This is a genomic window from Flavobacterium frigidarium DSM 17623, assembly GCF_000425505.1.
In the GTDB taxonomy this organism is placed as follows: Bacteria; Bacteroidota; Bacteroidia; order Flavobacteriales; family Flavobacteriaceae; genus Flavobacterium; species Flavobacterium frigidarium.
The window spans coordinates 1-1562 of the sequence record NZ_AUDO01000038.1 but is presented as its reverse complement, the minus strand read 5'-3'; the positions used below and the strand labels follow the sequence as shown (position 1 = coordinate 1562).

At 48.0% G+C, this 1562-nt stretch carries 1 rRNA gene; it reads left to right on the top strand.

The features are described 5' to 3' along the window. Positions 1-1562: ribosomal RNA gene (locus H603_RS0112785) — 23S ribosomal RNA — on the top strand; the annotation flags it as partial.

Here is a 1562-nt window from a genome sequence, read left to right as displayed (position 1 = left end):
GACGGCGTGCCTTTTGCATAATGAGCCTACGAGTTAACGTTGCTGGCAAGGATAAGTGGTTAAGCCACGGATCCGTAGCGAAAGCGAGTCTGAATAGGGCGCTTTAGTCAGTAGTGTTAGACGCGAAACCGTGTGATCTACCCATGGACAGGTTGAAGCTTTGTTAACCCAAAGTGGAGGACCGAACCCGTTGACGTTGAAAAGTCTTGGGATGATCTGTGGGTAGGGGTGAAAGGCCAATCAAACTCGGAAATAGCTCGTACTCCCCGAAATGCATTTAGGTGCAGCGTTATGGTTAAAGTTATATAGAGGTAGAGCTACTGATTGGATGCGGGGGCTTCACCGCCTACCAATTCCTGACAAACTCCGAATGCTATATAATGTTTCATAACAGTGAGGGCTTGGGTGCTAAGGTCCAAGTCCGAGAGGGAAAGAACCCAGACCATCAGCTAAGGTCCCCAAATATATACTAAGTTGAAAGAACGAGGTTTGTCTGCATAGACAGCTAGGATGTTGGCTTGGAAGCAGCCATTCATTTAAAGAGTGCGTAACAGCTCACTAGTCGAGCGGACGAGCATGGATAATAATCGGGCATAAGTATATTACCGAAGCTATGGATTTAGAGTTTACTCTAAGTGGTAGGGGAGCATTCTAACAGGGTAGAAGGTGTGTCGTAAGGCATGCTGGACTGGTTAGAAAAGAAAATGTAGGCATAAGTAACGATAATGCGGGCGAGAAACCCGCACACCGAAAGACTAAGGTTTCCACAGCTATGCTAATCAGCTGTGGGTTAGTCGGGACCTAAGGCGAACCCGAAAGGGACAGTCGATGGACAACGGGTTAATATTCCCGTACTACTGTTAACTGTGATGGGGTGACGGAGTGATGAAAGTGCCGCGAACTGACGGAATAGTTCGTTGAAGTACCTACCTATAAGGCCCGCAGGCAAATCCACGGGCTTTGGGGAAATACGATAGTACTCGGCGTCTTCGGACAAAGAGATAGTGCACCTAAGGGCTTCCAAGAAAAACCTCTAAACTTCAGGTTAATAGTACCCGTACCGCAAACCGACACAGGTAGTCGAGATGAGAATTCTAAGGTGCTCGAGAGATTCATGGCTAAGGAATTAGGCAAAATAGACCCGTAACTTCGGGAGAAGGGTCGCCAGCAGCAATGCTGGCCGCAGTGAAGAGGTCCAGGCGACTGTTTATCAAAAACACAGGGCTCTGCAAAATCGTAAGATGAAGTATAGGGCCTGACACCTGCCCGGTGCTGGAAGGTTAAGTGGAGATGTTATTCGCAAGAAGAAGCATTGAAATGAAGCCCCAGTAAACGGCGGCCGTAACTATAACGGTCCTAAGGTAGCGAAATTCCTTGTCGGGTAAGTTCCGACCTGCACGAATGGTGTAACGATCTGGACACTGTCTCAGCCATGAGCTCGGTGAAATTGTAGTAGCGGTGAAGATGCCGCTTACCCGCAGTGGGACGAAAAGACCCTGTGCACCTTTACTATAGCTTAGTATTGACCTTGGATAAATGATGTGTAGGATAGGTTGGAGACT